At 48.4% G+C, this 20,783-nt stretch carries 24 protein-coding genes; 19 read left to right on the top strand and 5 right to left on the bottom strand.

The window, feature by feature from the left end; all coding sequences use genetic code 11:
- Positions 1–12 precede the first annotated feature (12 nt).
- The 12 genes from rplF (at position 13) to rplQ (ending at position 6,423) form a co-directional block, all read left to right on the top strand.
- Positions 13–546, top strand: a complete 534-nt coding sequence (gene rplF / locus ACR02O_RS21580; protein ID WP_458138297.1) for a 50S ribosomal protein L6 — start codon at positions 13–15, stop codon at positions 544–546.
- 8 nt (positions 547–554) lie between these two features.
- On the top strand, positions 555–908 hold the full coding sequence (gene rplR / locus ACR02O_RS21575) for a 50S ribosomal protein L18 (protein ID WP_458138296.1): 354 nt from the start codon (positions 555–557) through the stop codon (positions 906–908).
- A gap of 9 nt (positions 909–917) precedes the next feature.
- Complete coding sequence (gene rpsE, locus ACR02O_RS21570; protein WP_020484817.1) at positions 918–1,424, top strand: 30S ribosomal protein S5; 507 nt, start codon at positions 918–920, stop codon at positions 1,422–1,424.
- A gap of 6 nt (positions 1,425–1,430) precedes the next feature.
- Entirely contained in the window at positions 1,431–1,616 is a 186-nt protein-coding gene (gene rpmD / locus ACR02O_RS21565) for a 50S ribosomal protein L30 (RefSeq protein ID WP_020484818.1), read from the top strand.
- Positions 1,616–2,050 (top strand): 50S ribosomal protein L15, encoded by a 435-nt coding sequence (gene rplO / locus ACR02O_RS21560; protein WP_458138295.1) that lies wholly within the window; start codon positions 1,616–1,618, stop codon positions 2,048–2,050. Before rpmD ends, rplO begins: the two co-directional genes overlap by 1 nt.
- On the top strand, positions 2,051–3,376 hold the full coding sequence (gene secY / locus ACR02O_RS21555) for a preprotein translocase subunit SecY (RefSeq protein WP_033157208.1): 1,326 nt from the start codon (positions 2,051–2,053) through the stop codon (positions 3,374–3,376). It abuts the gene before it with no gap.
- Between the two features lie 18 nt (positions 3,377–3,394).
- Positions 3,395–3,508, top strand: a complete 114-nt coding sequence (gene rpmJ, locus ACR02O_RS21550) for a 50S ribosomal protein L36 (protein WP_081607976.1) — start codon at positions 3,395–3,397, stop codon at positions 3,506–3,508.
- 76 nt (positions 3,509–3,584) lie between these two features.
- Positions 3,585–3,941 (top strand): 30S ribosomal protein S13, encoded by a 357-nt coding sequence (gene rpsM / locus ACR02O_RS21545; RefSeq protein ID WP_020484821.1) that lies wholly within the window; start codon positions 3,585–3,587, stop codon positions 3,939–3,941.
- A gap of 23 nt (positions 3,942–3,964) precedes the next feature.
- Positions 3,965–4,351 carry a 30S ribosomal protein S11 gene (rpsK, locus tag ACR02O_RS21540; protein ID WP_020484822.1) on the top strand — a complete coding sequence of 129 codons (387 nt, stop codon included), beginning with the start codon at positions 3,965–3,967 and terminating at the stop codon, positions 4,349–4,351.
- Between the two features lie 18 nt (positions 4,352–4,369).
- Positions 4,370–4,990: a 30S ribosomal protein S4 gene (rpsD, locus tag ACR02O_RS21535; protein ID WP_458138294.1), complete on the top strand. Its 621-nt coding sequence runs from the start codon at positions 4,370–4,372 to the stop codon at positions 4,988–4,990.
- Positions 4,991–5,013: 23 nt separating this feature from the next.
- Entirely contained in the window at positions 5,014–6,024 is a 1,011-nt protein-coding gene (locus tag ACR02O_RS21530; protein ID WP_458138293.1) for a DNA-directed RNA polymerase subunit alpha, read from the top strand.
- 18 nt (positions 6,025–6,042) lie between these two features.
- Positions 6,043–6,423, top strand: coding sequence for a 50S ribosomal protein L17 (gene rplQ / locus ACR02O_RS21525; protein WP_033157205.1), 381 nt, complete (start codon positions 6,043–6,045; stop codon positions 6,421–6,423).
- Between the two features lie 99 nt (positions 6,424–6,522).
- Here rplQ and ACR02O_RS21520 read toward each other — a convergent pair whose 3' ends face one another.
- From ACR02O_RS21520 to ACR02O_RS21510, 3 genes are all read right to left on the bottom strand, one after another.
- Entirely contained in the window at positions 6,523–7,101 is a 579-nt protein-coding gene (locus ACR02O_RS21520; protein ID WP_458138292.1) for a DNA-deoxyinosine glycosylase, read from the bottom strand.
- Positions 7,102–7,170: 69 nt separating this feature from the next.
- Positions 7,171–7,920, bottom strand: a complete 750-nt coding sequence (locus ACR02O_RS21515) for an IS5 family transposase (protein ID WP_129871393.1) — start codon at positions 7,918–7,920, stop codon at positions 7,171–7,173.
- A 92-nt stretch (positions 7,921–8,012) separates the two neighbouring features.
- Positions 8,013–9,047, bottom strand: a complete 1,035-nt coding sequence (locus ACR02O_RS21510) for a type I glyceraldehyde-3-phosphate dehydrogenase (RefSeq protein ID WP_033157204.1) — start codon at positions 9,045–9,047, stop codon at positions 8,013–8,015.
- On the opposite strand from ACR02O_RS21510, the gene ACR02O_RS21505 reads away from it, so the two are divergent.
- Complete coding sequence (locus ACR02O_RS21505; protein WP_129871343.1) at positions 9,034–9,276, top strand: hypothetical protein; 243 nt, start codon at positions 9,034–9,036, stop codon at positions 9,274–9,276. The genes ACR02O_RS21510 and ACR02O_RS21505 overlap by 14 nt on opposite strands.
- A 16-nt stretch (positions 9,277–9,292) precedes the next feature.
- On the opposite strand, the gene ACR02O_RS21500 is transcribed toward ACR02O_RS21505, so the two are convergent.
- On the bottom strand, positions 9,293–9,862 hold the full coding sequence (locus ACR02O_RS21500; RefSeq protein ID WP_033157203.1) for a Smr/MutS family protein: 570 nt from the start codon (positions 9,860–9,862) through the stop codon (positions 9,293–9,295).
- A 64-nt stretch (positions 9,863–9,926) separates the two neighbouring features.
- On the opposite strand from ACR02O_RS21500, the gene surE reads away from it, so the two are divergent.
- Together surE and ACR02O_RS21490 are read left to right on the top strand one after the other, a co-directional pair.
- Positions 9,927–10,682, top strand: a complete 756-nt coding sequence (surE, locus tag ACR02O_RS21495; RefSeq protein WP_033157202.1) for a 5'/3'-nucleotidase SurE — start codon at positions 9,927–9,929, stop codon at positions 10,680–10,682.
- Entirely contained in the window at positions 10,679–11,341 is a 663-nt protein-coding gene (locus tag ACR02O_RS21490) for a protein-L-isoaspartate(D-aspartate) O-methyltransferase (protein ID WP_033157201.1), read from the top strand. The genes surE and ACR02O_RS21490 overlap by 4 nt, the downstream gene beginning before the upstream one ends.
- Positions 11,342–11,410: 69 nt before the next feature.
- On the opposite strand, the gene ACR02O_RS21485 is transcribed toward ACR02O_RS21490, so the two are convergent.
- Positions 11,411–12,334 (bottom strand): matrixin family metalloprotease, encoded by a 924-nt coding sequence (locus ACR02O_RS21485; RefSeq protein ID WP_494522374.1) that lies wholly within the window; start codon positions 12,332–12,334, stop codon positions 11,411–11,413.
- A 362-nt stretch (positions 12,335–12,696) separates the two neighbouring features.
- On the opposite strand from ACR02O_RS21485, the gene ACR02O_RS21480 reads away from it, so the two are divergent.
- The 4 genes from ACR02O_RS21480 (at position 12,697) to ACR02O_RS21465 (ending at position 20,780) form a co-directional block, all read left to right on the top strand.
- Entirely contained in the window at positions 12,697–15,465 is a 2,769-nt protein-coding gene (locus tag ACR02O_RS21480; RefSeq protein ID WP_494522373.1) for an Hsp70 family protein, read from the top strand.
- Positions 15,466–15,742: 277 nt separating this feature from the next.
- Positions 15,743–16,450 (top strand): sugar phosphate nucleotidyltransferase, encoded by a 708-nt coding sequence (locus tag ACR02O_RS21475; RefSeq protein ID WP_494522372.1) that lies wholly within the window; start codon positions 15,743–15,745, stop codon positions 16,448–16,450.
- A 17-nt stretch (positions 16,451–16,467) separates the two neighbouring features.
- The gene (gene rfbH / locus ACR02O_RS21470) at positions 16,468–18,921 is read left to right on the top strand and encodes a lipopolysaccharide biosynthesis protein RfbH (RefSeq protein WP_494522371.1); all 2,454 of its coding nucleotides are present in this window, start codon (positions 16,468–16,470) and stop codon (positions 18,919–18,921) included.
- On the top strand, positions 18,918–20,780 hold the full coding sequence (locus tag ACR02O_RS21465; RefSeq protein WP_458138287.1) for a thiamine pyrophosphate-binding protein: 1,863 nt from the start codon (positions 18,918–18,920) through the stop codon (positions 20,778–20,780). The genes rfbH and ACR02O_RS21465 overlap by 4 nt, the downstream gene beginning before the upstream one ends.
- The last annotated feature ends 3 nt before the right edge of the window (positions 20,781–20,783 follow it).

Here is a 20,783-nt window from a genome sequence, read left to right as displayed (position 1 = left end):
AAGAGGTATATCATGTCTAGAGTAGCTAATGCGCCTATAACTTTGCCATCAGGCGTTGATGTAAAAGTTGACGGCAAGCAAATGGTAGTTAACGGTAAACTTGGTCGGCTTACGTTTGATCTGTGCGATGCAGTTGATCTTGAAATTGAATCTAACGTAATCAGAATCAAATGGGACGATAGTGTAAAAGGTGCTAAGGCCCACGCAGGTACGGCTAGGGCGTCAATTAACAATATGGTAAAAGGCGTCTCCGAAGGCTTCGTCAAAAAGATGTTGTTGGTTGGGGTCGGCTATAGGGCGCAAGTTAAAGACAATCTTTTAACTCTATCCTTGGGTTATTCAAACCCTGTCGAATATTTAATTCCCGAAGGCGTTACCGTTGAAGCACCAACGCAAACTGAGTTGCATGTGAAGAGCAGTGATAAGCAGAAGGTCGGCCAAGTCGCATCTGAGATCAGAGCTTTTCGCCCGCCCGAGCCTTACAAAGGGAAGGGTGTGAGGATAGCTGACGAATACGTGGCTAGAAAAGAAGCCAAAAAGAAATAGGTGAAGTGATGGATAAGAAGTCATCGAGATTAAAAAGAGCGTTGAGATTACGCTGCAAAATCAAAAAGTTAAATGTAAATAGACTGACCATACATAGGACTTCCCAGCATATTTACGCGCAGGTTCTCAGTGTCGATGGTACAGCTACGCTCGCGGCAGCGTCTACATTACAACTTGATGTAAAGGCGGGTTTGAGTAACACGAGTAATATTAAAGCCGCTACTGAGGTAGGGCGTATCGTTGCTGAAAGAGCGATTGCGGCTGGTGTAACTGAAGTCGCATTTGATCGCTCTGGTTTTAAATATCATGGCCGCGTAAAGGCGTTAGCAGACGCTGCGCGTGAAGCTGGCTTGAAGTTTTAGGGGAATAGCATGGCAACAGCACCATCTCAAGGTAGTACAGACGGATTACAGGAAAAATTGGTTTCGGTAAGACGTGTTGCAAAAGTAGTTAAAGGCGGTCGAGTTTTTGGTTTTGCTGCGCTTACGGTCGTCGGTGACGGCGACGGGCGTGTTGGTTATGGCGTTTCAAAAGCAAGAGAAGTGCCTGTAGCGATTCAAAAGTCTCTTGAGCAGGCTAGAAAGAACATGCGCAAAGTGGCGTTGAAAGAAGGTACGTTACAATATTCAATTATGTCTAACACTGGTGCGGCTAAGGTTTACATGCAACCGGCTTCAGAAGGTACCGGAATCATTGCCGGCGGTGCTATGCGCGCCGTATTCGAGGTCGTCGGTGTGCATAATGTACTGGCTAAATGTATCGGTACGAGTAACCCGATCAATGTTGTGCGGGCGACAATTAACGGTTTGACCGCAATGCATGACGCTAAGAAAATCGCAGCAAAGCGCGGTTTATCTGTTGATCAAATAACAGGGTAAAACGATATGAGTGGCAAAAAATTAAGCGTAATGATGACAAAAAGTAAAAATGGTCGCTTAAAGAGTCATCAGCAGTGTTTAAAAGGATTGGGTTTGAGCAGAATCCGGCAGGTCGTTGAGGTTATCGACACCCCCGAAAACCGCGGGATGATCAATAAAATAGCATATATGCTAAAGGTTGAGGAAGTTTAATGTATCTGAACACAATACAATCTGCATGCGGCGCCAGAAAAAAGGCAAAGCGCGTCGGGCGTGGTATAGGATCTACTGATGGTAAAACCTGCGGTAGAGGTCATAAAGGTCAAAAGGCCCGTTCCGGGGGGTTTCATAAAGTGGGCTTTGAGGGTGGTCAGATGCCTTTGCAGCGTAGACTTCCAAAGGTTGGCTTTACGTCCAGAACAAAGAAATTTACTGCCGAGGTTCGTTTGGCTGAAATTGATGCTCTTCAGGCTGATATTGTAGATATTCAATTACTGATCAGTGAGAACATTATCCCGGTGTTTTCAAAACAAGTTAAAGTAGTGAATACTGGAACAGTTACTCGGTCTTTGGTTTTAAAAGGACTTGGCGTTACGGCTGGTGCAAAGTTAACTATTGAAGCTGCTGGTGGCAAAGTCGAGGCTTAAGTGAGTGCTAAAGGAGTTGATGTTGCTGCGGGCACATTTCGGTTTGGTGAGCTCAAGTCAAGATTGTTGTTTGTTTTAGGCGCATTTGTCGTATACAGAATCGGCGCTCATATCCCTGTTCCGGGGATAGATCCAAAAGCATTATCAATAATGTTTGAGCAGCAGTCGGGTTCTATATTAAACATGTTTAACATGTTTTCCGGTGGTGCGTTGATGCGTTTGAGCCTGTTTGCGCTGGGTATAATGCCATACATCTCAGCGTCTATTATTATGCAGCTTATGACTATTGTTATACCTGCTATGGAACAGCTAAAAAAAGAAGGTGAGTCCGGGCGTAGAAAAATTTCTCAGTACACTCGCTATGGCACCGTCGTTTTGGCGATGTTTCAATCGATAGGCATCTCGGTAGCCTTGCAAAACCAAACTGCGGGTGGTCTAGCAGTTGTTATCCAGCCTGGTATCAGTTTCGTACTTATAACAACTATTACTTTAGTCACCGGTACGATATTCTTAATGTGGCTTGGGGAGCAGGTTACGGAAAGGGGGATAGGCAATGGTATATCGCTAATTATATTTGCCGGTATCGTATCTGGATTGCCTTCCGCAATTGGCGGAACCCTTGAGCTTGCGCGTACTGGTGAAATGAATGGGGCGTTTATTGTTGTGTTGTTCGCTTTGTCGATAGTTGTAACGGGTGTTGTTGTTTTTGTTGAAAGAGGACAAAGACGGATAACTATTAATTATCCAAAAAGGCAGCAAGGCAACAAGGTCTATTCTGGGCAGAGTTCGTTTTTGCCGCTAAAGTTGAATATGGCAGGTGTGATACCGCCGATTTTTGCATCAAGCATTATTTTATTTCCCGCGACAATAGCAGGATGGTTCGGGAATGTTGATGGCTTTTCTTGGCTTCAGGATATTTCGTCAGTGCTTTCTCCCGGTCAGCCTGTGTATGTTCTATGCTATGCGTTGGCTATTGTGTTCTTTTGTTTCTTTTATACCGCTCTGGTTTTCAATTCAAAGGAAACCGCGGAAAACCTTAAGAAATCAGGCGCTTATTTGCCTGGAATTAGGCCGGGGGCTCATACTACCAGTTATATTGATAAGGTAATGACGCGGCTCACTTTGATAGGTGCTGTTTACATCACATTGATATGTTTGTTGCCTGAGTTTCTGATCGTCTATTGGAATGTGCCTTTTTCTTTTGGTGGCACCTCTTTGCTTATCATTGTGGTTGTTGTGATGGACTTTATTTCGCAAATGCAGACGCATTTAATGTCGCAGCAATACGAAGGCTTGATGAAAAAAGCCAATTTGAAAAAATCTTAAAATTTCCAGGAGTTTGCCGTGAAAGTACGAGCTTCAATAAAAGCCATATGCAAAAGTTGTAAAGTAATTAAAAGAAACGGCGTTGTGCGAGTTATCTGTAAAGATGGCAGACACAAACAGCGTCAAGGCTAACTTGTTTTTGTGATTTATTTTGCAGGGTGATATAATCCCCTGTTTAACCTTATAGTACTGTTTTTGGAGTATCTGAATGGCTCGTATTGCCGGTATAAACGTGGCTGACCATAAGCATGCGGAGATAGCGTTGACTGCTATCTATGGAATTGGCAGGCAAACTGCTAGAAATATCTGCGATGAAGTTGGGGTTCAGCCAACCGTCAAGATTCGAGACCTTTCTGAGGATCAAGTTGAATCTATACGTAAGGTTATTTCTGCGATGACTGTTGAAGGTGATCTTCGCAGAGAAGTCTCAATGAATATTAAAAGATTAATGGATCTGGGTTGTTATCGTGGTATCAGGCATCGCCGTGGTTTGCCATTGAGAGGACAAAGAACCAGAACAAATGCTCGGACTCGTAAAGGTCCGCGCAAGTCAGTTACTAAATAAATACATCTAGATAGGCATTTTTGATGGCAACCCAGAATCGAGTTAAAAAGCGTATTAAGAAAGAAGTAGCGGACGGTATCGTTCATGTCCACGCTTCCTTTAACAATACAATCGTTACTATTACAGACAGAAAAGGTAACGCGTTATCTTGGGCTACATCTGGTGGATCCGGTTTCCGTGGCTCACGCAAAAGCACACCTTTCGCAGCGCAGGTGGCTGCTGAGAAAGCAGGAGCGGTAGCTCAGGAATACGGTATGAAAAATCTGGATGTTATGATTAAGGGTCCCGGCCCTGGTAGGGAATCTGCTGTTCGCTCTTTGAACAGTATGGGGTTCAAAATTTCAAATATCGTGGACGTTACTCCCATACCTCATAATGGTTGCCGTCCACCCAAAAAACGTCGTGTTTAGGATAGTGGAGTAAATTTAATGGCAAGATATCTTGGTCCTGCTTGCAAGCTGAGTCGTAGGGAAGGTACTGATTTATTTTTGAAAAGCAGAGGTAAATCTCTGGAAAGCAAATGTAAATTAGAACAAAGACCTGGTCAACATGGTGCTAAGCGTACAAGGAATTCTGATTATGCTATGCAGCTCCGCGCCAAACAGCGCTTGCGCCGCATATACGGGGTTTTGGAAAAGCAATTCCGGAACTATTACAAAGCTGCTGACCTACAAAAAGGCGCTACTGGTCAAAATTTACTTGATTTTTTAGAGTCTCGATTGGACAACGTTGTTTACCGTATGGGCTACGCTGCTACCCGAGCGGAAGCAAGGCAGTTGGTGTCTCACAAAGCGATTTTGGTAAACGATAGATTAATTAATATACCTTCATACCAAGTCGCTGCCGGCGATGTAATTAAGGTTAGAGAAAAAGCTAAGAGCCAACAACGTATTAAAGACTCGCTGATTGTTGCCGAGCAGTATGGCTTTCCAGTTTGGGTAGAAGTTAATTCCAAAGAGATGAGTGGAACATTCAAGTCTGTGCCTGATCGCGTGGATTTAGGCTCTGACATCAACGAGCAGCTGGTTGTTGAGCTTTATTCTAAGTAATAAATAAGTCCAGGATTTAAATTATGCAGAGTTCTATTGTTGGCCTACTTAAGCCTAGACTTGTCGAGGTGATTAACGACTCGGCCAACCACTCGAGAATCGTTATCGAGCCTCTGGAGCGCGGCTTCGGGCATTCTTTAGGCAATGCTTTGAGGCGGGTCATGCTGTCTTCAATTCCAGGTTGCGCAGTTACAGAAATTTCTATCGAAGGCGTGTTGCATGAATTCACCACGATAGAAGGTATTCAAGAAGATGTCATAGATATCATACTGAACCTTAAGAAACTTGCTGTCGTCGTTCATTCTAAGGATGAAGTGACTCTCACGCTGGCTAAATCGGGTGTTGGTGTCGTAACTGCTCGGGATATTGAACTACCCCATAATGTGGAGTTAGTAAACCCGGATCTGATAATCGCAAACATCAACAATCAAGACTGCTCACTCAACATCAAGATTAAGGTTGAGAGAGGTCGGGGTTATGTTCCTGCCAGTCTGAGGAAAGAGATGAATGACGACGCGCCGGTCGGTGTTTTAATGGTTGATGCGGCGTTTAGTCCTATAGTAAAGGTCGCTTATCATGTAGAAAGCACTCGTGTCGAGCAACGCACCAATCTGGATAGGCTCGTTATAGAATTGGAGACAAATGGTACGGTTGATCCTGAGCAGGCGATCAAATTGGCCGCTTCGATTCTTCATGACCAGTTATCTGTTTTCGTAGATTTTGAAAAAGTTAACGAACAGATACATGAGGAGGTGGCAATTGAGGAAGAGTCGTTCGATCCAGTCTTGCTACGCCCTGTAGACGATTTGGAGTTGACGGTTCGTTCTGCCAACTGCCTAAAAGCGGAAAACATTTTCTATATCGGCGATCTGATTCAGCGGACCGAAGTGGAGTTGTTGAGGACACCTAATCTGGGTAAGAAGTCGTTAACGGAAATTAAAGATATTCTTGCAATTAAAGGTCTGTCATTGGGTATGCGCTTGGAAAACTGGCCACCTGAAAATCTGGCTGATCAATCGCAAGCTGGAATTTGAATATAAGGCATTTGAAAAATGAGACACCGTAAATCTGGAAGACAGTTAAATAAAAATAGTAGCCACAGAAAAGCGCTATTTAGCAACATGGCTTGCTCTTTGTTTAGACACGAGTTAATCAAGACAACGTTACCAAAAGCAAAGGAGTTGCGTGTGATCGCTGAGCCTTTGATTACATTATCTAAAAACGACTCTGTCGCGAAACGTCGCCAGGCGTTCTCTAAGTTGCGTGATAGAGATGTTGTAACGAAATTATTTAACGAGCTTGGTCCAAGGTATCAGTCCAGAAACGGTGGGTATTTGAGGATTATTAAGTGCGGATTTCGGCCTGGTGATGACGCACCTATGGCTTACGTCGAGTTGGTAGATAGGCCAGAGCCTGTACAAACTGAAGAATAAATGCCATTGGGTATTTAATATTGGGCTTGTAGCGGCAGATTAGCTATACGGCTTCTCTGCCGTTTTTGTTTGTGTACTGTTCAGCGTTAATTTATATTCCTAGAATATATTTCTTGGTCTGCTTGTTTGGTTTGTTTTTGAAGTCTCTATTGTTTCGCTGTAAGTGGCTTCTGCTATTGCTGTTGTTAATATGCGCCAACTATCCAGCTTTTGTTGAAAAGCCATCGTTGCATGCGCCGGGCTTGTAGAGGGTAATCGGTGGTACGTAAACCGATCTGTGCATATATAAGGTTGAACATGCTTTTGAAAGGTTTTTTCTGCAGTTAAGCCATTAAAGAATATATGCGTAATATAGGGGTGGTTTAGGAAAAATCCTGGAAAATCATTCGTAACAATACTGTTTTTGTCTATTTTTGCATCGAGACTACTGTTGTGCCGATGGCATGACTTAACTACATCCCATAGTGCAATGCCGGCTAATTTGATTGATTCCATTCTCGCTAAGTATGAGCTACTAGGATTGAGTTCCAGAAGTTCGGTTATGATAGGCCAAAATTGATTCTGTGGATGCGCGTAATATCGATTAGCCTCCAGGGATGCTTTTCCAGGGATGCTGCCCAGAATCAAAACTGTTGCATCCGGTGAAGAGGCCGCTGAGAAGCTTGTTATTCGGTTCATTCTGCCAGAATGTGATCGGGTTTCATTGAGTGTTCGGTAAACTTGCGGGCACTAGGGGCTGTTGCCGTTTCACATCGGTAACCATATAAATGCACAAGCCAGGGCGATAGCACCTTCAAAATTGCGTTTTAGTTTGTCATATCGGGTGGCAATAGCTCTAAAATGTTTCAGTCGCGCAAATACGTTTTCAACGAGGTGGCGATATTTATAGAGACACCAGTCCATTTCCTCATTCCCGACTATTGAATTTTGTTTTCTTGGGATGATGGGGACTGTGCCTTGGTCTCGAATTTGAATCCGTAACGGCTCGCTGTCATACCCTTTGTCTGCAATCATGTAGCCCGCCTGGGGGAGCTTGGCCACAAATTCCGGCGCTTCTTTGCAGTCATGTACTTCGCCCCCCGTAATCGAGAACTGGATGGGAAGTCCACCGGCATCAACCGCCATATGGATTTTGGTCGTGTTGCCTGCGACTGATTTCCCGATGGCTGTTGGATTTTCATGGGCGCCGCCGCTACTGTGTTGATGGGCTTTAATAATGCTGCCATCAATAAATAGCCATTCCAAATCAGGCTCAATCACTAGCGCTTGAAAGATACCCCTCAGCTTTTCTTGCAGTGACCAGGCATTGAAGCGCTTGTACACGGCATTCCACTTGCCAAAAGCGACGGGCAAGTCTCGCCAAGGGCAGCCAACACGCAAGCGATAAAAAATCCCTTCGACCGTTTGCCGAAGACCGGGTTTGTCGTAAATGCTGAAACTCAACATAATCGTTTTTAGCTTTTCCCAGTGGGTATCTGTAAGCAGTTGGCGTGGCATTCGCTAGTTATCGTTTGATTGAAAACTCAATCAATATGGCTCGCCAATCGATTTTCAAAGGGATTATGACAAAATGGCAACAGCCCCTAGTTTTATAAAATGCCCAATACGTCTAATACTCGGCAGCAATATGCATACTCATTGTCATGCATTAAAGATAGGCCGAGATGGTGGCCTTGGCTGACAGTCAGATGATGCATCAACAATATTGAGGAATATTGGGTTTCCATATAGTCGATGCTAGCCTTTTGATGGCCCCATGCGCCATAGTCACAATGAATAATTCCTGCTAATTGTTTGTTGGCGTAGTCTTCAAACAGTTCTACACATTCTTCTAGTGACGTTTTCCTAGAAAGAGTGGCTGTTAAATCAATAACTGAGACAATTGCAGTTGGCACTCTGTAGGACATAGCGTCCAATTTGCCTTCCAGTCTTGGTAATACCAATGTCGTGGATTTACCTACGTTCGTGCTGGTTGGGATAATGGAAGACGCGCACCCACGGCCAAGTTGGGATGATGCGTGATAACCATCCAATACACGTTGATCTGAAAGTTGCGGATGGATAGTGATGGCTCGGGCGAAATTGATGCCAATGTGCTTATCAAGTACATGACAGATAGGAACCAGAGCGTTACCCGTGCAGGTACTGGCAGAGATGACGTCATGGTGTAATGGATCGTACGCCGAATGATTTACTCCGAATACCACACTGATATCGCAACCGCTGACATTCCAAGTGCAAAGGATTTTTTTAGCGACTTCCTGCGTTATCAATGAGCGGAAATCATGGATCGTGGCGGTGCCCGTGGCGTCAAATAATACATCGAGATCAAATTGGCGCAATACTCCCCAGCTGCCGTCATCGGGCGAACTACGGCGCCGGTCTACCTTCTGATAGCGAACTCTTTTGCCGTCTATGATTAAATCGTCGCCATCGCAATCTACATTAAATGGGGGGCGGCCATAGGTGCTATCGTTTGCTAATAGGTAAGCAACGTGATCGATAGCCATTACGTCACAGACTACACGTATATCGAATCTGCCGCCTTTTTCTTGTGCGAAATTTCCTCTTAATACCCCGCGACCAATTCTGCCTAAACCCACGATCCCAATGTTAAGGCTCATTGTTGAAAATCCCCGCTTCGATAGTGCTTTGCATAGAAACGCCAATTTCTCCTGTGGTTTGGAGAGGTCGCTGGTGTTGATTTATGGTCATGGCGTTGGTTTCGTTATTATTTTCATGATAAGGAGCAGCAATGCTGAAAAACTAGAGCAACAAGCCGGACAAGTCAAGGCAAAGCAAAATATAGCGAACGGAGTTGCGTTTGTTTGGGTAGAGGCGGGAGATTTTTGAGTAGCCTAAAGGGGCGTTATTGAGGCTCGTCTTCGGATGTCACAAATTTTTCTGATAAGCGTAACAGTACGAACAAGGCACCTGTACCGCCAGCCTTGGGGGGAGCGGAGCAAAACGCCAGGACATCTTTATGTTGGCGTAGCCAGAGATTAATATCATTTTTTAAGACTGGCTGATTATCCGTAGAGTTGTACCCCTTGCCGTGAATGATTTGTACGCAGCGATAACCGTCTTCAACGCAATAGTGTAAAAATCGTAATAGCTGCTGTTGTGCATCTCGGCTACTTAAGCCATGTAAATCTATATCGGCATCCAGGCCGTAATATCCCTTCCGAAGTTTTTTGATGACGCTTTTTTGCATGCCTGGCACCAGGAAGGCGATCTTGTCTTCTTGGAACAGGGTATCCAAGCTACCCTCAACATCTTTTTGTAACGGATCAACCTGCTCGAGCGGCTTATATGAAGGTATTGGCCGCGGTTTCTTATCAGGCTTAAGAATAACGGTATTGGTGTCTATGGTCTGGACTTTGCCGATCGAGTTTCGAAACAAGAGGACATCGTCTGCGGAAGTGGTTTTTTTTGTCACGTAAGCTGCTGGTTTTGCGCTTTTTTTGCTACTATGCGTGAATTTTAAAGCGTTTCACGGCAGTATGCACATACTAATCAGTAACGACGACGGTTATTTAGCGCAAGGCATCAACACATTGGCCGAAGCTCTGCGTCAACACGCCAACGTATCAGTAGTGGCGCCAGATAAAAACCGGAGTGCCGCAAGCAATTCTTTAACCCTGGATATGCCTTTGCGCGCCACTCAATGTGAAAACGGTTTTGTCAGGGTGGATGGTACGCCGACGGATTGCGTTCATCTGGCGATTACAGGATTATTAGCGAACGAACCGGATATGGTATTCGCCGGTATCAATCATGGCGCCAATCTTGGCGACGATGTGCTTTATTCTGGCACCGTGGCTGCGGCTACCGAAGGGCGTTTTCTTGGGTTGCCTGCGGTGGCTATCTCTTTAGCATCCAGCGACCCTAAACATTTCGATACGGCGGCACATGTGGCTGTGACAATAATGCAAAAAATCCTCGCTCATCCCTTGCCGGAAGACACTTTGTTAAACGTCAACGTGCCTGATTTACCGATTGCCGAATTAAAAGGTTATCAATCTACCCGACTCGGGCAGCGGCACAAAGCGGAACCAGTAATACGTTCCCATGATCCGCGGGGGCAGGTTATTTACTGGGTGGGACCGCCCGGCAGCGAACAAGACGCCGGGCCAGGTACCGATTTTGATGCGATAAGAAACGGATACGTGTCCGTAACGCCGCTACAGTTGGACTTAACGCGATATGAACGATTGGAGGGATTGAGTGAATGGCTGGCAATGGAGGCGCTCGTATGAGTAGACGCATCCAGGGTATAGGCATGACTTCTCGGCGGACCAGGGAGCGGATGATTTCTAGGCTGCGCGAGCAAGGCATCTATAACAGTAAAGTCCTGGCGGTAATGTCTGACACACCTAGGCATATTTTTGTCGACGAAGCTTTGGAGAGTCGTGCTTATGAGGATACTGCCTTACCTATCGGCCACAATCAAACTATATCGCAGCCTTATATTGTCGCCAAAATGACCGAATTGCTATTGGAAAAAGGTCCGCTGCAAAAGGTACTGGAAATTGGTACAGGTTGCGGCTACCAAACCGCAATATTGTCGAAGCTGGTAGCGCAAGTCTATTCGGTGGAACGGATTGCGCCGTTGATGAAAAAAGCCCGGGATACCCTATGGGAGTTGGGTATCAAGACTGTGGGTTTTAAGCATAGCGATGGTGGCTGGGGCTGGCCGGAGCACGCGCCATATGATGGGATTTTAGCTGCCGCCGCGCCGGCGGAAATTCCGGAAGCCTTACTTGAGCAAATGGCTGTGGGGGGCGTGATGGTGATTCCGGTCGGGCTGGAAGGGATGCAGGAATTACATCGGGTAACCCGCACCGAGCAGGGCTTTGAGGATGAAGTAATAGAGCGGGTAAGTTTTGTGCCGTTTTTATCAGGTGTCAGTCAATAAGTTTTAATCGCTTTATCGCGCCGGTTTTATTAGCCAATTGGCTTGTCCGGCGCGACGGTGATGATTTTGCTAGAAATTCAGAAGCTGCTTACGTTTGCTGGCAATAAAACCCAATAAAGCAGAGCCGAATAGCCAAACGGCGGAAGGAACCGGCACTGCGGTTACCGAAACTTGCCAGCCCACATCTTTCAGCGCGGCGAGGTCGAGTTGCGTAAATACTTTGCGCGTACCGACGCGCAAAGTAGGGTCCATGGCGGCTTCTTGCTCAATCCCGTTTGCCGTGCTTTTGGTGCCCTCTAACCAATGAACCTTATCGCCCTCCAGTGGTACATTGCCGCCATAAGCCGCTACCGCATTGGCACCGGTAAAGCCGGAGCCTGAGGCTTGATTATCCCACGAGTCCGAACTGCCTAGGCCCAATAAGTGGCCTAACTCATGCAGTGCCACCGAATAAAAATCATTACCGCTAAATGTCTCGGTGGTAGAAAGATCCGTGTCGAAATACCAGTTTGCCGAACTGCTGAAGGTCAATTGACCACCCCATGGCGCAAAATCAGTTGCTGACGGGCCGGTCGTATTTGACTGTCCACGTTGTGCTGCATTGGTCAAAAAATCTTGGGTGCCACTGACGTTGTAACCGCCATAGCCGCCGTAACCCAGGTTGCCTGCTCCCATGGCTTGTCCGCCAACAAACACTGTCAGTGTGTCGGCTGCCACGCTGAAATTGCTCAGAGTCGTGCTGGCGCCGGTATCAGGACGTTGAAATACCGCGCTGAAATTATTGATGCCGCCGGATGTAATCGCAGTCAAGCTGTCGGTTAAGATACCTCCCAAAAACCCGCCTGCGGCATCCAGGATGTCTCGTCTACTTGCGTTGCTGCCGGAGAAAAAGCCGCCGTCGTAGGTGTAGTCGAAATTGATGACGACTGCCTCTGTTGATTGGCTGGCGGCCAGCAACACGACGCCGGCTAATGCGGAAGGTTTAATAAGCATGAATTTAACTCGTTCAAGTTGGTTAATAATTGCTGCGGTGCCTGGTCTTGATTCAGACTCGACTACTTTACAGCGCTAGATCTTGTTCTCGGTGGGCGCATTCAGTAATGCAATGCACTGATGGTTGCCGTAGGCGGAAAATAACATCGCAAACATTAGGCGCGCAAGCATTTTATTCGAAACACATCGAAAGATTGTTCTTTGTGGAAATTTATTTCACCTGGCAACCACGGTTTGGATAGTGCTATCTAGAAAAACGAGAGTGTTCGATCAGAAAGCCGACTAAAATAGGCGCTCGCGCGCGCCTGCTTGAATACTTGTCAGGCTGCCCTACATAATTAGAATAAACATACTAAGTCCTTTTGAAAAACTACACTGCTACTTATTCGGTCGGAATCGATCTAGGTACCACCCATACGGTGGTCGCGTACTCCGATATAGGCGACCCTGCTAAAGCTATTCACTTGTTCGAAATTTCTCAGTTGATCGCGCCAGGCGAAGTGAGCGCCAAGCCACTATTGCCGTCGGTGCGATACCATCCCGCGCCAGGCGAAATAACGGAAGAAGCCGGATTTTTGACTCAGGAAAAAGGCGCTGTGCTTGGTGAAGCGGCGCGCTTGTTGGGGGCAAAGTCGCAAGGTCGATTGGTTACTAGCGCTAAAAGCTGGTTGTCGCACACCTCAGTCGATCACAGCGCGGCCATTTTGCCCTGGGGCAGTGACGACTCGGTATTTAAAGTCTCGCCGCTGGAAGCCAGTGCTAGTTATTTGAGACATGTCTGCGCCGTTTGGGAGCACCGTTTTCCCAAAGCACCACTTGCTCTTCAGGAAGTGGTGATTACGGTGCCAGCGTCCTTTGACGAGTCCGCGCGATCCTTAACATTGGAGGCGGCCAAGATGGCCGGCTTGAGCGGTGTAAGATTGCTGGAAGAGCCGCAAGCAGTCTGTTACGACTGGCTGCGCCGGCATGCCGGTACCATCAAATCCAGTCTGGCCGATAGGCGCTTATTGCTGGTTTGCGATGTCGGTGGTGGTACTACCGATTTGACCTTGATCAAGATTGAGCAGGGGGCTGACGAGCCTAAGCTGACGCGCATAGGTGTCGGCGACCACCTGATGTTGGGGGGCGACAATATTGACCTGGCTCTGGCGCATCTAGCGGAAAGCCGCTTGCGAACCGGCGATAAAAAACTCTCAACCGCCGATTTATCGCAATTGCTGGAGCAATGCCGGATCGCCAAGGAGCTGCTGTTGGCTGACGATGCACCTGAGCAAGTGGCAGTAACCTTGTTAGGAGGTGGTTCCAGGTTGATTGGCGGCACAAAAAGTACGTCGCTGAGCAAAGAAGAGGTTAAGCAAATTGCATTGGATGGCTTTTTACCTATGTCCGGCTTGCAAGACCTGCCGGATAGGAAGCGCAGCGGCGTAGTGGAGTTTGGCTTGCCCTATGCGGCGGAGCCGGCTATCAGTAAGCATATTGCCGCCTTTTTGCAAATGCATGCCCAGGCTGCGCAAATGGCGTTGCGAGGAACCGGGGCAGAGCATCAAATTGTCCCCGACGCCTTATTACTGAACGGCGGCGTGTTTCGCAGTTCGGCCATGGTGCAACGCTTAATCAATTTATTAGCCAGTTGGCGCGGCGGGCAGCCGCCGTTATTGCTGGACAATAGCCATCCGGAATTGGCGGTGGCTTACGGCGCGGTCAGTTATGCGGTTGCCCGCCGAGACAAGAAGTTGAAAATCGGCGGTGGCGCCGCCCGTAGTTATTTTCTGCTGGTTGATCCCGCGGCCAAAAGTGGTGATGGTAAGCCTGGGGGGCATGGCGTTTGTATCCTGCCGAAAGGCAGCGAGGAAGGTCATGAGATTCTGTTGAGTGATCGACAGTTTGCTCTTAGAGTCGGGCAACCGGTACGTTTTCATTTGTTGTCCAGTAGCGGAGACAGTACTTATCAGCCAGGCGACATTGTCGAACTCGATGACGAACGTTTTCATAGCTTGCCTCCCCTGGCGGTGGCATTCGAAGGCCAACAAAAAACCGAAGTGGCGGTGCAATTACTGGCAACTTATACGGAAGTCGGTACCTTGCAAATACAGTGCGTGGCGGTGGACGATTCCAGCCAGCGATGGGACGTAGAGTTTCAGATTCGTAAAAAGGCCCAAATTATCGCCAACGCCGAACTGCCTGGTCAATTACCGCAAGCGCTGGAAAAAATTCAGGCCGTATTCGGCGCCAAATCCAAACAAGTCGATCCGCAGGCGGTCAAAACCCTGCGTGCTGAGTTGGAAAAAATTCTCGCTGCACCGCGCGGCGACTGGCAAACCCCGTTGCTGCGCGAGTTGTTTACGGCCTTATTGGAAGGCAGTAAATATCGGCGGCGGAGCGAACAGCACGAACGCCTCTGGTTAAGTCTGGCCGGCTTTTGCCTGCGGCCAGGTTTTGGCTACCCGCTTGACGATTGGCGGGTAGAGCAGCTTTGGAAGCTATATGCGGAAGGCTTGCAATTCGTCAACGAAAAGCAAAACTGGGCCGAATGGTGGACCTTATGGCGGCGCGTTGCCGGCGGCTTGAGTGCGGATGCCCAGCAACGCATCTTTAACGACATCGCTAAATACATCAACCCGGCTGCCGCGCGCCAGCCCGGCGTCTCTAAGCAACTGGCGACACGCGGTTACGAAGATATGGTGCGTTTGGCGGCGGCGCTGGAAAGACTGACAATTACCGATAAAATTCAACTGGGCGAATGGCTGCTAAAGCGTCTGGAAAAAGCCGGGGAACCCGAGCAAAGTTGGTGGGCGGTCGGCCGTATCGGCGGACGGATTTTATTTCACGGCAGCAATCATCAGGTTATTCCAGCCGCCACGGTAGAGAGTTGGCTGCAACAGCTACTGAAAGCTGACTGGAAAAAGCTAACCCAGGCCGGCTTTGCCGCCACCTTGCTGGCCAGGCGCTGCGACGATCGGGCCAGGGACATCGACGATCAGCTGCGCACGCAGGTGATCGACAAGCTCAAACAAACTAAATCCCCATCTTCCTGGATAGACATGGTCGCCGAATTCAAACAACTGGACGAACAACAGGAAAAACAAGTCTTCGGTGAGGCGTTGCCGCCGGGTTTGAAGCTGATATTTTAGTGTACTTGTATTCATAATAGCTAGCGTAGACGGGCTTGAAAATAGCTTACAGAGCTATTAACGAACAACGAGATAGCTGTTGACCTATACAATACCGCGATTGATCAAGGGTGCCTCGCTACAAACATTTGTCGAATGCTTTGATTTTCTGGCTCGTCTTTTGCTTTGTTAGAAGTTTTAGATCCGTAAGATGATCAGATGTCAAAAATTTGGCTACCCTATTTAGATTCAGAGGGAGTGTGAAGCATGAAAGCGATTGTTTTGGCGGGTGGTATGGGTGCGCGCTTATGCGAAAACCTTTATTAAACCCAAACCGATGGTTGAGATTGGCGGGCGACCTATGCTGTGGCATAGCATGAAAATTTATTCCTACCACGGTATAAACGAATTCATTATCTGCTGTGGTTATAAGGGATACCTGATTAAGGAATATTTCGCCAACTATTTTTTGCACATGTCCAATATTACCTTCGATATGGCCAACAATCGGATGCATGTTCACGAAAACAATGCCGAGCCATGGCGCGCCACCTTTGTAGACACCGGTGACTATACCGCCACGGGCGGGTGTTTGACACGGGTCAGGGGATATATCAAGGATGAAGAGTATTTTTGTTTTACTGATGGTGACGGTGTCAGCAACGTGAATATTGGCGCAATGATCGAGTTTCACAAATGCCAAAAAACCCTGGCAACAGTGACTAAAACTGTTCCGCCGGCCAAGTTCGGGGATTTGGATATTGACAGTGAGCGGGTTAATTCCTTTCAAGAAGAACCGGAGGGTGACAACAATATGGTGAATGCGGGTTCTTTGTACTATTGCCGAAAGTCATTGATTGCATTGACAACGACAAAACTAGCTGGGAAGGGCGGTCGCTGGAAAGCTTGGCTGAACAGAGACAGCTGGCGGTATATCGACATGACGATTTCTGGCAACCGATGGACGCCTTACGTGCGTGACAAGTTGCAGCTGGAAAAACTGTAGGACAGTGGATTGGCACTGTGGAAAGTCTGGTAGTCGATTCCGCGTTCTCGTGGGGTAAATCGGTATTTTTGACCGGACATACCGGCTTTAAAGGCGTGTGGCTGGCGTTATGGTTGCAACGATTGAGTGACAAGGTGTCGGGTTTGGCACTAACGCCGGAACCCCGACCCTACCTATACGGAATAGCACAGGTGGCGGACGGTATGCATGCGCAAATCGGAGATGTCAACGATTTGCCGGCGGTACTCCAGGTCGTTCAACAAGCTCAGCTGGAGATTATGATGCATCTGGCAGCACAGCCCTTGGTCAGGCGATCTTACGCCGATCCGCTTGCTACTTACCAAGCGAATGTCATGGGTACCTTACGCGTGTTGGAGGCTATCCGTTCCTGCTCCAGTGTGAAACCGACGGTGATGGTAACGACCGATAAATGTCACGACAATCGCGAGTGGCTGTGGTCGTATCGGGAAAGTGACGGATTGGGTGGTTATGATCCTTACAGTAGCAGAAAGGCGTGCATGGAGATTTTGGTGGCTGCTTATCGCAATAGTTATTTCTACCAAGGCGTTGTTGCAATTGTTACCGCCCGAGCAGGTAAACTGATTGGCGGTGGTGATTGGGCTCAGGATAGGTTAGTGCCGGATTTGGTGCGAGCTTTGGACGGCAACCGGGCTATTGTACTCAGAAATCCGCTGGCGAGCAGGTCTTGGCCGCATGTGCTGGAGCCGCTGGCTGGTCATCTATTATTGGCTGAATGCCTGTACCGGGAAAGAAAAGGCTATGCCGAGGCGTGGAGTTTTGGCCCAGGGCACTATGCACATCAGAGCGTGGGCTGGATTGTTGATTGCGTAGTGGAGCGTTGGCCGAAGTTGAGCAAGCAAATCGATGCCAATGAGCAACAGCATGAGGCGTATCTGTTGACCCCGGATTCCAGCAAAGCTAGAGCCAGGTTGGGCTGGCATGGTTACTGGAATTTGTATCGGGCCTTGGAAAAAAAACCTGGACAGGTACGAAAATCATCAAGCGGGACGCGATATGAAAAGCCGGTGTTGGACCCAAATCGACTGTTACAACCAATCGGGCGGGTCCGTATGAGCCAGTCGACCGAATTGGATGCTCTACGCGCGGAAATTCCCGGCTTGGTCGGGCGCTATGCCGAACTGGCGTTTGCCGCCCGGGAGTTTTTGCCGGGTGTCACGCCGATAGCGCCGTCGGGTAAGGTGGTTGGCGTGCCAGAGTTGCAACATCTGGTTGAATCATCGTTGGACGGTTGGTTGACAACCGGGCGTTTCAATTGCGACTTCGAATCACAATTGGCCGCCTTTATCGGCGCCAAGCATCTGCTAACCGTCAATTCTGGCTCATCCGCCAACTTGTTGGCGGTAGCCGCACTTACCTCACCGCAATTGGGCGGACGAGCCTTGCAGGCCGGCGACGAAGTGATTACCGTAGCCGCCGGATTTCCGACCGCGGTCAATCCGTTGCTTCACTATGGCTTGGTGCCGGTGTTTGTCGATATTGTGCTTCCGACCTATAACATCGACGTCGATCAAATCGAAGCCGCGATTTCGCCAAAAACCAAGGCCATCATGTTGGCTCATACCTTGGGTAATCCGTTCGATTTGACGGCGATCATAAAATTGGCGCGGCGATATGGCCTGTGGCTGATCGAGGGTTGTTGCGACGCCTTGGGCTCGACTTACACGCCCTTCGAACCGATTGTCGATGCCCAGGGCAAAACCATCCAAGCCGGTGAAACTCACCATGTCGGCACGTTTGGCGACATCGGTACCCTGAGTTTTTATCCGGCCCACCAAATCACCATGGGCGAGGGCGGTGCGGTGTTTACCAGCAACGGCGTGTTGAAGCGAATTCTGGAGTTGTTTCGCGATTGGGGCCGGGATTGCTTTTGCGAGCCGGGGCGCGACAATACTTGCCGCAAACGTTTTGAATATCAGTTAGGCGAACTGCCTTTCGGGTTCGACCATAAATATACGTATTCTCACGCAGGCTATAACATGAAGATTACTGATATGCAGGCGGCGTGCGGTTTGGCCCAATTAAGCGGATTGCCTGGCTTTGTGGCGAGTCGTCAGGAAAACTTCACATTTTTGAAAGCCGGGCTCGCTAACTGCGAAGCGTATTTGCTGTTGCCTGAGCCAGCGTTTTTTGCTTCGCCGGCTTGGTTTGGATTCCCCATTACCATCAAAGACCCATCAGCTGTGCAACGTGCCAACCTAATACGCTATCTGGAACAACACAAAATCGGAACGCGTTTGTTATTCGGCGGCAATTTGACTTGCCAACCTTACATGATGGGACGTCACTTTCGTGTTGTTGGTGAGCTGTTGAACACCAACAAGGTAATGAGAAATACATTTTGGGTGGGGGTGCAACCTTCCTTGAACCGGGAGGTGCTTGCTTATATAGCGGCGACTATCCTGTGCTTCTTGCGGGTGAATCCACAATGACTCAAAAAAATCAACGTGTAGCTGACTATATCGCGTCTCGATGTGTGGAGGCTGGGGCAAAGCATGTATTCCTGGTAACCGGCGGGGGAGCCATGCATTTGAATGACGCATTTGCCAGAAACAAGTTGCTCACACCAATTTGCTTTCACCACGAGCAGGGCGCGGCCATCGCGGCGGAAAGCTACTACCGGGTCAGCAACCGGCTAGCCGTCGTCAACGTTACAACCGGGCCGGGCGGCATCAACGCTTTGAACGGGGTGTTTGGCGCCTATGTTGATTCAATCGGTATGTTAGTAGTATCCGGCCAAGTTAAGCGTGAAACCCTGGCCATGAATTATCCATTGCCATTGCGCCAACTTGGCGACCAGGAAGTCGACATCGTTACCATGGCTAGAACTGTCGTCAAATATGCGACGGTTTTACAAGATCCGCAAAAAACCAAAGAGGTATTGGATAAGGCGATTTTCCTTGCAACCCATGGTAGGCCTGGGCCGGTTTGGATCGATGTGCCGGTTGATGTGCAAAGTACGCTGATTGCTCCAGATGAGCTGGCAGGATGGGACATCAGGGATACCCAAACTTTGCTGGCCGACAATGACGTAAGCGAAAACACCAAAGCGGAATTAGCAGAACTCGGTAAACAAGATATTGGGTCAATAATGAAGCAAATTCTGGGGCAGCTGAAAAATGCACAAAGACCGGTGATTCTGGCGGGTACAGGCGTTCGTTGTGCAGCTATGTCCGATGAATTTTTGGAATTGTTAGAAAAGTTGAAAATACCTGTAGTCACAGGCTGGAATGCCCATGACCTGGTGCCTAACGATAATCCTTTTTTTGCGGGTAGGCCGGGAACTGTCGGTGATCGGGCTGGCAATTTTACAGTACAAAATGCAGATTTTTTATTGGTTTTGGGCTGCCGATTGAATATCAGGCAAATCAGTTATAACTGGTGTAGTTTTGCCTCAAGGGCATGGAAGGCTATGGTTGACGTCGACAGTGCGGAACTGAACAAACCAACCCTGGATATTGATCTGAAAGTGCATGCCGATCTGAAAGACTTTATTCCTGCCTTCAAGGCGGCCTTGGCGGGGCACGGCCCCTCAAGCCAACACACGGCCTATTTGCATTGGTGTTTGGAACGGGTGAAAAAATACCCGACCGTACTGCCCGATTACCGGCAGCAACAAAAAACGCCCATCAATCCCTACTTTTTCATAGAAACCCTATTTGCCGGACTGGCTGCCGACGAGGTGGTGGTGGCCGGTAACGGCTCTGCCTGTGTCATTGGTTTCCAGGCCGCAAATTTGAAGCCGGGCCAACGGCTGTATACCAATTCCGGCGATGCATCGATGGGTTACGATTTGCCGGCCGCACTCGGTGCTAGCATTGCTCTCGACGGCAAGCGTATCGTGTGTTTGGCCGGCGATGGCAGCCTGATGATGAATCTGCAAGAGTTGCAAACCGCGGTGGGGTACGGTTATCCGGTTAAAGTGATTGTGCTTAACAACCGCGGCTACCACTCGATACGGCAAACCCAACAGGCTTACTTTGCCGACAATCTGTTCGGCATCGATGCCGACAATGGCGTTAGCCTGCCTGATTTCGTTGCCGTGGCTAAAGCCTTCAATATCCGAGCCGCTAAAGTCTCATCCATTGGCGATTGGTCTCGGGCAGAGGTGAAAGAATTGATGCAGAGCAATGAGCCGGCATTGATCGAAGTCATGCTGGACCCGGAACAGCCTTTTTCACCCAAGCTTGCGTCCCGAAAGCGGGAAGACGGCAGCATGGTGTCGCCGGCTCTGGAAGACATGGCGCCCTTTCTGGATCGGGACGAGCTGGCCCGGAATATTGTCGGTTAATGC

Source organism: Methylomonas sp. PHL2-19, assembly GCF_059331595.1.
This window is presented reverse-complemented; position numbering and strand designations above follow the sequence as displayed.

Bases quoted from the DNA above. Each gene is read 5' to 3' on its own strand.
- rplF (WP_458138297.1), top strand. From the start codon at position 13: ATGTCTAGAGTAGCTAATGCGCCTATAACTTTGCCATCAGGCGTTGAT.
- rpsE (WP_020484817.1), top strand. From the start codon at position 918: ATGGCAACAGCACCATCTCAAGGTAGTACAGACGGATTACAGGAAAAA.
- ACR02O_RS21510 (WP_033157204.1), bottom strand. From the start codon at position 9,047: ATGAGCCTTAACATTGGGATCGTGGGTTTAGGCAGAATTGGTCGCGGG.
- ACR02O_RS21485 (WP_494522374.1), bottom strand. From the start codon at position 12,334: ATGCTTATTAAACCTTCCGCATTAGCCGGCGTCGTGTTGCTGGCCGCC.
- ACR02O_RS21505 (WP_129871343.1), top strand. From the start codon at position 9,034: ATGTTAAGGCTCATTGTTGAAAATCCCCGCTTCGATAGTGCTTTGCAT.
- surE (WP_033157202.1), top strand. From the start codon at position 9,927: ATGCACATACTAATCAGTAACGACGACGGTTATTTAGCGCAAGGCATC.
- rpsK (WP_020484822.1), top strand. From the start codon at position 3,965: ATGGCAACCCAGAATCGAGTTAAAAAGCGTATTAAGAAAGAAGTAGCG.
- rpsD (WP_458138294.1), top strand. From the start codon at position 4,370: ATGGCAAGATATCTTGGTCCTGCTTGCAAGCTGAGTCGTAGGGAAGGT.
- ACR02O_RS21490 (WP_033157201.1), top strand. From the start codon at position 10,679: ATGAGTAGACGCATCCAGGGTATAGGCATGACTTCTCGGCGGACCAGG.
- rplO (WP_458138295.1), top strand. From the start codon at position 1,616: ATGTATCTGAACACAATACAATCTGCATGCGGCGCCAGAAAAAAGGCA.
- ACR02O_RS21520 (WP_458138292.1), bottom strand. From the start codon at position 7,101: ATGAACCGAATAACAAGCTTCTCAGCGGCCTCTTCACCGGATGCAACA.
- rpsM (WP_020484821.1), top strand. From the start codon at position 3,585: ATGGCTCGTATTGCCGGTATAAACGTGGCTGACCATAAGCATGCGGAG.
- ACR02O_RS21530 (WP_458138293.1), top strand. From the start codon at position 5,014: ATGCAGAGTTCTATTGTTGGCCTACTTAAGCCTAGACTTGTCGAGGTG.
- rpmD (WP_020484818.1), top strand. From the start codon at position 1,431: ATGAGTGGCAAAAAATTAAGCGTAATGATGACAAAAAGTAAAAATGGT.
- ACR02O_RS21515 (WP_129871393.1), bottom strand. From the start codon at position 7,920: ATGCCACGCCAACTGCTTACAGATACCCACTGGGAAAAGCTAAAAACG.
- rplR (WP_458138296.1), top strand. From the start codon at position 555: ATGGATAAGAAGTCATCGAGATTAAAAAGAGCGTTGAGATTACGCTGC.
- rplQ (WP_033157205.1), top strand. From the start codon at position 6,043: ATGAGACACCGTAAATCTGGAAGACAGTTAAATAAAAATAGTAGCCAC.
- ACR02O_RS21465 (WP_458138287.1), top strand. From the start codon at position 18,918: ATGACTCAAAAAAATCAACGTGTAGCTGACTATATCGCGTCTCGATGT.